The sequence below is a fragment of the Methylobacterium sp. A52T genome, assembly GCF_053346095.1.
This window is the reverse complement of the sequence record NZ_JBKFBI010000202.1, coordinates 1-7763: the sequence shown is the minus strand read 5'-3', so window position 1 is coordinate 7763 and position 7763 is coordinate 1. Positions and strand designations below refer to the sequence as shown.

At 73.7% G+C, this 7763-nt stretch carries 9 protein-coding genes; 2 read left to right on the top strand and 7 right to left on the bottom strand.

Features of this window, described 5'->3' with window-relative positions; genetic code table 11:
• Positions 1–724 (top strand): invasion associated locus B family protein (locus ACLBYE_RS28500; RefSeq protein ID WP_447696733.1); only part of this gene is annotated, 724 nt, incomplete at its 5' end.
• Positions 725–832: 108 nt separating this feature from the next.
• Here ACLBYE_RS28500 and ACLBYE_RS28495 read toward each other — a convergent pair.
• From ACLBYE_RS28495 to ACLBYE_RS28480, 4 genes are read right to left on the bottom strand one after another with little or no spacing between them, the layout of a single operon-like run.
• The gene (locus tag ACLBYE_RS28495) at positions 833–1915 is read right to left on the bottom strand and encodes a DUF4424 domain-containing protein (RefSeq protein WP_447696732.1); all 1083 of its coding nucleotides are present in this window, start codon (positions 1913–1915) and stop codon (positions 833–835) included.
• A 12-nt stretch (positions 1916–1927) separates the two neighbouring features.
• Positions 1928–2266, bottom strand: coding sequence for a heat shock protein HspQ (gene hspQ / locus ACLBYE_RS28490; RefSeq protein ID WP_012318638.1), 339 nt, complete (start codon positions 2264–2266; stop codon positions 1928–1930).
• 47 nt (positions 2267–2313) lie between these two features.
• Positions 2314–2712: a nuclear transport factor 2 family protein gene (locus tag ACLBYE_RS28485; RefSeq protein WP_447696731.1), complete on the bottom strand. Its 399-nt coding sequence runs from the start codon at positions 2710–2712 to the stop codon at positions 2314–2316.
• Between the two features lie 10 nt (positions 2713–2722).
• The gene (locus ACLBYE_RS28480) at positions 2723–3445 is read right to left on the bottom strand and encodes a DJ-1/PfpI family protein (protein ID WP_447696730.1); all 723 of its coding nucleotides are present in this window, start codon (positions 3443–3445) and stop codon (positions 2723–2725) included.
• Positions 3446–3498: 53 nt separating this feature from the next.
• On the opposite strand from ACLBYE_RS28480, the gene ACLBYE_RS28475 reads away from it, so the two are divergent.
• Positions 3499–4482 carry a GlxA family transcriptional regulator gene (locus tag ACLBYE_RS28475; RefSeq protein WP_447696729.1) on the top strand — a complete coding sequence of 328 codons (984 nt, stop codon included), beginning with the start codon at positions 3499–3501 and terminating at the stop codon, positions 4480–4482.
• Positions 4483–4764: 282 nt separating this feature from the next.
• Here ACLBYE_RS28475 and ACLBYE_RS28470 read toward each other — a convergent pair whose 3' ends face one another.
• The 3 genes from ACLBYE_RS28470 to ACLBYE_RS28460 all read right to left on the bottom strand — a co-directional run.
• The gene (locus ACLBYE_RS28470) at positions 4765–5118 is read right to left on the bottom strand and encodes an endonuclease domain-containing protein (RefSeq protein ID WP_447696728.1); all 354 of its coding nucleotides are present in this window, start codon (positions 5116–5118) and stop codon (positions 4765–4767) included.
• 354 nt (positions 5119–5472) lie between these two features.
• Positions 5473–6522, bottom strand: coding sequence for an HpcH/HpaI aldolase/citrate lyase family protein (locus ACLBYE_RS28465; RefSeq protein WP_447696727.1), 1050 nt, complete (start codon positions 6520–6522; stop codon positions 5473–5475).
• A 142-nt stretch (positions 6523–6664) separates the two neighbouring features.
• A partial coding sequence (locus tag ACLBYE_RS28460) for a tlde1 domain-containing protein (protein WP_447696726.1) occupies positions 6665–7763 on the bottom strand: 1099 nt, incomplete at its 5' end.

The window sequence follows — 7763 nt, the reverse complement described above, 5'->3', positions numbered from 1 at the left end:
GGGCCTCGGCCTCGCGGCCGCGCCGGCCCTGGCGCAGCCGAAGAAGCCCGCCGCGCCCGCGCCGGCCGCCCCGGCGCCGACCGCCCCGGGCACCCCCGCGGCCAACACCCCGGCCGCCCAGACGGGCCCGCAGATCGTCGCGGTGAAGTCCGAGCCGAGCCAGGCCGACTGGACCAAGGTCTGCGGCAAGGACCAGGGTTCGGGCACCGACATCTGCTACACGACCCGCGACTTCGTGTCCGACCAGGGCCAGCCGGTGCTGGCCGTGGCGGTCTACGAGATGAAGAACGCCGCCCAGAAGCAGGAGGTGCGCGTGGTGCGCTACCTGCTGCCGCTCGGCCTGCTGCTGCAGCCGGGCATCCGGTTCAGCGTCGACGGCCAGGCGGCGACCGCCGGCCGCTTCGCGGTCTGCTTCCCGAACGGCTGCTTCGCCGAGGCCGGCGGTGTCGATGCCGGCGTGATCGCCGCGATGAAGAAGGGCACGACCCTGAACGTCTCGGTCCAGAACCAGACCCAGCGCGAGGTCACCTTCGCGGTGCCGCTGGCCGGCTTCGGCAAGGCCTTCGACGGCCCGGCCATCGACCCGAAGGTCCTCGAGGAACAGCAGAAGAAGCTTCAGGCGGAGCTGGAGAAGCGCTCCGAGGACATGCGCAAGAAGCTCGAGCAGCAGCAGGGCGCCGCCCCGGCCGCCGGCGCCGCGGCTCCGGCCCCGGCCGCCAAGTAAGCCGCCCCGTAACAAGTCAGCGCCATCGACCCGCCGCGCGGCGGGTCCGTACCGGGGGCCGGGCCGCGAGGTCCGGCCCTTCGCGTTCGAGCCGCCCGGCGACGGGACCTAACGCGTCCCCGGGGTCGCCGAAGCCGGCTGGATGATCAGCACGCGCAGGTCCTGGTCGGGCACGTAGTCCCGGGCCTCCCAGCGGAACGTGGTCGGCCCGGTCTTCCGGATGTCCGTGCGGCAGAAGCTGACGACCGCCTCCGGGCTGCCCTTGTCGACCGTCAGGGTGAAGCGCCCGATCGGCGCGGCCCAGTTGCGCGCCGTGGTGACGATGTAGGGCACCACGGTCGCCCGCAGGGCGCCGCCGGGATCCGCCGCCTTCGCGTGCAGGCGCCGGATCGCCGCGAGCCCCGCCTCGTCCAGGCAGTAGGTCGCCCGGTAGGCCGCGCGGGACGCAGCCTTCGGCTCGAGCAGGTGGAAGCCGGTCACCGGCGCGTAGCTGTGGGCGATGCGGACCTCCTGCCCGGGCGGGAAGGTCTGGAGCCAGTGGAACTTGGCCTCGCCGCGCCACAGCCCCTCGGTCATCCGGTCCGGCGTGTCGGGGACGTCGGGGAAGAGCCCGGCCTTGACCAGCGCGGCCCATTCGGGCGCGCCGATCCGCTTGGCCGCCGCGCTGATCGCGTCGAAGCGCAGCGGGTTCAGCGGCAGACCGTGCCGGCGCAGCAGGTTCGTCACCTCGCGCTCGCCCACGAAGGCGCGCTCCTCCAGTTCGGGCTCGAGGGGCTTGCCGTCCACCGTGACGGTGAAGCCGACGAAGTTCGGGCTGTCGGGCCGGGGCAGCGCCAGGGCCGAGAAGCTGAGCTCGCGCCCGTCGATCGGCGGCAGCGGGAAGGCGATCCGCACCGTGCGCGGCTCCTGCACCTGATTGCGGAACAGGTAGGCCACGTCGATCCGGTCGCGGGCGATCGACAGGTCCTCGCTCACCAGCGCGATCCCGGGCTCGCGCCGCAGGACGAGGCCGCCGGCATCGAGCTCGGCCGCGCTGTCGTTGGCGCGCGCCGTGCCCGTGAGCAGGCCAGCGAGCAGGCCAGCGCGCAGGAACGCGGCGGCGAAGCGGGGTTTGGCGACCCTCGGGCGGGCTCGTCCGGCGGCACGGGCCGTCGCGGCAGACGAGCGCCCGCCGCTTGCCGGGACCTTCACGGACGGGGCGCCTCAGTTCGTGGCGCGGTCGCGCATCCGGTACGCGCCGGCGGCGTCGCGCTCGAACATCTCGGCGATGCCGGCGTGGCGCAGGGCCTCGCCCGACGTGTCGGGCAGGAGGTTCTGCTCCGACACGTAGGCCACGTACTCGGTCTCGGCGTTCTCGGCGAGCAGGTGGTAGAACGGCTGGTCCTTGCGCGGCCGGACCTCCTCGGGGATCGACAGCCACCATTCCTCGGTGTTGTCGAACACCGGGTCGACGTCGAACACGACGCCCCGGAACGGGTAGATCCGGTGGCGCACCACGGCGCCGATCGCGAATTTCGCGGTTCTCAGTGTTACGTCCGACATGGTTCAACCCGTCCAGATCGGACAGATAGGTCCGATGACGGATCGTGTCACCCGGTCGCCGCGGAAGTCGGCGTTTCCGCGGCGCGGGCCAGGCGGTCCCGGACGGCGATCGCCTCCGGCAGAGGCCGCCACGGGACGGTCATCTCGGCGATGCGCCCGGCCGCGTCGCGGCGCCACTCATCCATCCCGTCGAGCCGGTGCGGGCCGGCCGTCGCGCCGAAGAGGGCGGCGGCGTGCGCGCGGCCTTCCAGGATCGCGCGGATCTCGAAGGCGTCGACCGCCGCCAGCAGGGCGTCGACCACCGGCCGGATCGCCGCCGTCCCGCGCACGGGCTCTGCGGCGAGCAGGGTGTTGAGCACCACCCCCTCGGCCATCTGCGCCGGCACGGCGTCCCGGTCCTTCGCCGCCAGGGCGGCCGCGAAGGCGCGAACGCGGGTGAGGCCCATCGGAGGTCCCCTACGGGATCCGGATGCCGAGCTCGGTCGCGATCGCCCGGGCGGTGGCCTCGCGCCGGGCCGTGATGTCGGCCGCCGCCGCCCGCACCCGCGCCACGGTGTCCGGGGAGGCCGTGTGGGGCGTGCCGCTGTCGAAGGGGGGCTCGGGGGCGTACTGGATGCCGAGCTGGATGGTCCGGGCGGCCTCCTCGCCGCGCAGCGCGGCGGCGAGCTGCAGCGCCCCGTCGATGCCCGCGGTGACGCCGGCCGCGAACACCCAGGTGCGCCCGTCCGCGTCGCGGTCGATCACCACGCGCGCGTCCACCGGCTCGGCGCCGAAGAACGGGAGGAGGTGGACGGCGTTCCAGTAGGTCGTGGCCCGCCGCCCGACCAGCAGGCCGGCCGCGCCGAGGATCAGGGCGCCGGTGCAGACCGAGAGGACGTGGCCGGCCCCGGCCGCCTGGTCGCGGATCCAGCCGAGCACGGCCGGGTCCCGCATCAGGGCCTCCTGGCCCGTGCCGCCCGGGACGTGCAGCACGTCGAGCCGCGGGGCTTCCACGAGCGTGGCATCCGGCAGCATCCGGAGGCCGCGGACGTCGCGGACGGGTTCCGGGCCGGGCGCGTAGACCCGGTAGGTGCTGTTGGGCACCCGGGACAGGACCTCGAACGGGCCGGTGAGGTCGATCTGGTCCAGCCCCTCGAACAGGAGCGAACCGATCTGCAGGTGGGTGTCGGGCGGGATCATGCCGGGCCTCCGTGGTGGACAGGGGGATCCTAGCGCGTCAGGATCTGGCCGAAATGCCAAAGAGCCCTCGTTTCTCGCCAGATCCGCCGCGCCCGGTCGAGGTGCTGGCCTTCCCGTCGGTGCAGCTCCTCGACGTGGCCGGGCCGCTCCAGGTCTTCGCCACCGCCAACGAGCACGGCGGCGCCGGGATGCCCTACGCGCCGCGGGTGATCGCGGCCGGCGACCCGGGGCTCACCGCCTCGGCGGGCCTGCGGCTGGTGGCCGACCCATTGCCGGAACCCGACGCACCGGTGGACACGCTGGTGATCGCGGGCGGCCCCGGCGTCGTCGCGGCCTGCGACGACGCCGCCCTGGTGGCCTGGGTGCGGGCCCGGGCGGGCCGGGCCCGCCGGGTCGCTTCGGTCTGCACCGGCGCGTTCCTGCTCGGGGCGGCGGGGCTCCTCGACGGGCGGCGGGCCGTGACCCACTGGAAGCATTGCGGGGCGCTCGCCGCCCGCTACCGGCGCGCCCGGATCGAGCCCGACCCGATCTTCGTGCGCGACGGCCCGGTCTGGTCCTCGGCGGGGGTGACGGCGGGCATCGACCTGGCCCTGGCGCTGGTCGAGGAGGATCTCGGCCGCGCGACCGCCCTGAAGGTGGCGCGCCACCTCGTGATGTTCCTCAAGCGCCCCGGCGGGCAGGCGCAGTTCAGCGCGGCGCTGGCGCTGCAGGCGGGCGAGGAGCGGTTCGGGCGGCTCCACGCCTACATCGCCGACAACCTGTCCGGCGACCTGTCGCTGCCGGCGCTCGCCGCGGCGGCCGGGATGAGCGCGCGCAGCCTGAGCCGGCACTATCGCGAGGCGACCGGTCTCACCCCGGCCAGGGCCGTGGAGCGCCTGCGGGTCGAGGCGGCCCGGCGCGCGCTCGCCGAGACGGCGCAGCCGGTCAAGCGCGTCGCCCGGACCTGCGGCTTCGGCTCCGAGGAGACGATGCGGCGCAGCTTCCTGCGGCACGTCGCGGCGACGCCGCAGGATTACCGAGCGCGGTTCGGCGGGTGAGCGCCGCCTAGAGCCGTATCCGACCATGTTGCAACGGTCGGGAAGGACGGCGAGCCCGGTCTCGCCAGCCGCGTCTGGCCCCCTCTCCCGTGCGGGAGAGGGTTGGGGTGAGGGACGTGAAGGATCAGGACTGAACAGGCCGCCGATGCGCGTACAGGCCGCGACTCTTCCGGACTGTTCTCAGCCCTCACCCTGCCCCTCTCCCGCACGGGAGAGGGGACCCGCGCCTCGTTCGGCACGGGCTCGCCGATCGCCTGCGTCCCAACCCGATCGGGAACGGTTCTAGACCGTGTCGCGGCGTTCGAGGGCCGCCAGGATCGTCTCGCGCACGCCGTCGCGATGCTCGTGGATGTCGGCGTTCGAGATACGGAGCAGGGCGAAGCCGAGCGATTCGAGGATCGCGGTGCGCGCGGCATCCTGGGCGACCTCGCTGGCGGTCGAGTGCGTTGCCCCGTCGACCTCGACGATCAGCCTCGCCTCGATGCAGGCGAAGTCGATGATGAATCGGTCGATCGGGTGCTGTCGGCGAAACTTCCAGCCGTTCAGGGCCCGGTTTCGCAGAACGCGCCAGAGCTTGGCTTCGGCCGAGGTTTGAGTGCGGCGCAGGTTGCGGGCCTGCGGGATTGACTTATTCACCGCCCGGCTCCGGCAGTTCGGCCGCTCATTCAGCGAATGATTTGGCCGTTCCGCTTGCGTGGGCCTGTCTCGACGAACCTCTCCGATCGGACGTCGACGCTGGCGGCAAAGCGCGACGCGCCCCCCTCTCCCGTGCGGGAGAGGGTTGGGGTGAGGGTCGAGAAAGTCCAGGATAGGGCACGCCGTCGACGCGCGTGTAGGCACACGCCTTCTCCGGACAGACTTGATCCCTCACCCTGTCCCTCTCCCGCACGGGAGAGGGGACCCGCGCTTCATCCTGCCGCTGCTGTGCCGCACACGATGCGCCAATCTAGTAGTCCGCACGGGAAAGGCGTATCGCGGGCTCGGTAACCCTCACCCCAGCTTGTACACTGCCGCCAGCTCCGGGTCCTTCGCGGCCACCAGCCTGGCGAGGTCCACGATGACCTTGGCCTGCTTCCAGGTGGCGTCGTCCTGCATCTTGCCGTCGAGCATCACGGCGCCGGTGCCGTCCGGCATGGCCTCGACGATCCGGGCCGCGAAGGCGACCTCGGCCGGGTCCGGCGCGAAGACCCGCTTGGCGATCGCCACCTGGCTCGGGTGCAGCGTCCAAGCGCCGGCGCAGCCCATCAGGAAGGCGTTGCGGAACTGCGCCTCGCAGGCGTCGCCGTCGGAGAAGTCGCCGAACGGGCCGTAGAAGGCCTTGATGCCGTTGGCCATGCAGGCGTCGACCATCCGGGCGATCGTGTAGTGCCAGAGATCCTGCTGGGCGGTGGCGCGGGGGGCATCGCCGGAGGGATCGCTGAGCACCCGGTAATCCGGGTGGCCGCCGCCGACCCGGGTGGTCTTCATGCCGCGGGACGCCGCGAGGTCCGCCGGCCCGAGGCTCATGCCGTGCATCCGCGGCGAGGCCGACGCGATCGCGTCGACGTTGGCGACGCCCTCGGCGGTCTCCAGGATCGCGTGGACCAGGATTGGCTTCGTCACCCCGTGGCGCGCCTCGAGCTGGGCGAGCAGCTGGTCGATGTAGTGGATGTCCCACGGTCCCTCGACCTTGGGCACCATCACGACGTCGAGCTTGTCGCCGACATCGGCCACGATCGTGAACAGGTCGTCCAAGATCCAGGGCGAGTTGAGGGCGTTGATCCGGGTCCAGAGGCCGGTGCCGGTGGCGGCGAAGTCGGTGGCCTGGGCCATGGCGACGAAGCCCTTGCGGGCCGCCTCCTTCTGATCGGCCGGGACCGCGTCCTCGAGGTTGCCCAGCACCACGTCGACGGTCCCGGCGAGTTCCGGCACGCGAGCCCGAACCTTGTCGTTGTGGGGCGGCACGAAGTGGATCATCCGCTCCAGCCGCACCGGCAGTTCGCGGAACGGGGCCGGCGCGCCGGTGGCGAGGGGCTGGAAGAAGCGGCGGGGCAGTTTCATCGGGTGCCTCTTGTCAGGGCTGGCGTCTGAGCCCCGTTAAGGCAGCTTGGGCGGGCGCGTAAAGCCGCGCCGCGCCGAAGTGATCTCGGACTTTAGTGACGCTCGGGCTTCCGGCCCGGCGCGCCGCAGCGCCCGCGGATCCTCAGCCCCGGCCGCCCCGGCGCCCGGCGAGGCCGATCCGGTTCAGGATGCCGCCGCCGTCGCCGCTGCCGGCCACCACCACGAGGCGCCGAACCTCGCCCCGCAGGAAGGCCTGCAGGAAGCGGTTGTAGTCGCGGAACGAGACGCAGCCGTTCGAGGCGCCGGGCTGCCGCAGCATGTAGGTGTGGGCCAGCAGGCCGTCGCGGCCGTGGATCGCGGCGCTGCCGCCCACCGGGTTGAGCCGGATCGCCCGGACCCCGTGGAACAGGCGCTCGCGCTCGGTCAGCGTGTAGGTGCCGGGCGGGGTCGAGCCGCGCATGCGCAGGTGGACGTAGCGCGGGTTGTCCATGTGCTCGCCGAGGCCGGAATGGGCCTCCAGCACCTCGCCGGAGGGCAGCGTCACCGTGCGGGCGGTGATGTCGTAGACGGCCGTGCCGGCCACCGAATCGGGCTCCGGGCTGATCCGGGTGCGCGGCGCTTCCTGCGGCAGGGCGTCCGGGCTGGCATAGGCCAGCGCCTGACGGGGCTCCTGGCGGCTGTCCTGGCGGCTGTCCTGAGACGGCGCCGCGGCGCCGACGCCGAACAGCTTCTCGAAGAAGGACGGCTCCTCGGCCATCGCGGCGCGGAACACGTCGCGGGTCCGGGGCAGGGCGCGGCTCGCCACCCGCGCGGGCGGCGCCGGTGCGCGCCGCAGTTCGGGCGGGCGGGCCACCGGCAGCGGCACGAGGGCGGGAACGGGGGCGAGGGCGGCGGGCGTGGGCTCGGCCGCGGCCATCCGGACCGGCGCCCCCGTCCCCTTCTCGCCGGCCTTATCGCCGGTCCTGTCCGCGACTCTCTCGGCGACTTTCTCCGCAGCTTTGGCCTGGGCCATCCGGACCTGGGCGGCCCGCGCCCGCTCCGCCTGCGCGACCTGCCGGGCGATCTCCCGGACCGCCGGGGACGGGGCGGCGGCGGCGACCTGGAAGCCGGCGACCGGCGGGGCCTCGCCCCCGAAGGCCGTGGCGGTGCCGGCGCCCAGCGCCGGGCTCCGGTCGAGCATCCAGGCGAGGCTCGGCCGCGCCGCCGCCGCGGCCTGCGGGACCGGGGCGGCGGCCGGCCCG

Coding starts and splice junctions, on each gene's coding strand:
- ACLBYE_RS28480 (WP_447696730.1), bottom strand. CDS start 3,445: ATGATCCCGCCCGACACCCACCTGCAGATCGGTTCGCTCCTGTTCGAG.
- ACLBYE_RS28465 (WP_447696727.1), bottom strand. CDS start 6,522: ATGAAACTGCCCCGCCGCTTCTTCCAGCCCCTCGCCACCGGCGCGCCG.
- ACLBYE_RS28475 (WP_447696729.1), top strand. CDS start 3,499: ATGCCAAAGAGCCCTCGTTTCTCGCCAGATCCGCCGCGCCCGGTCGAG.
- ACLBYE_RS28485 (WP_447696731.1), bottom strand. CDS start 2,712: ATGGGCCTCACCCGCGTTCGCGCCTTCGCGGCCGCCCTGGCGGCGAAG.
- hspQ (WP_012318638.1), bottom strand. CDS start 2,266: ATGTCGGACGTAACACTGAGAACCGCGAAATTCGCGATCGGCGCCGTG.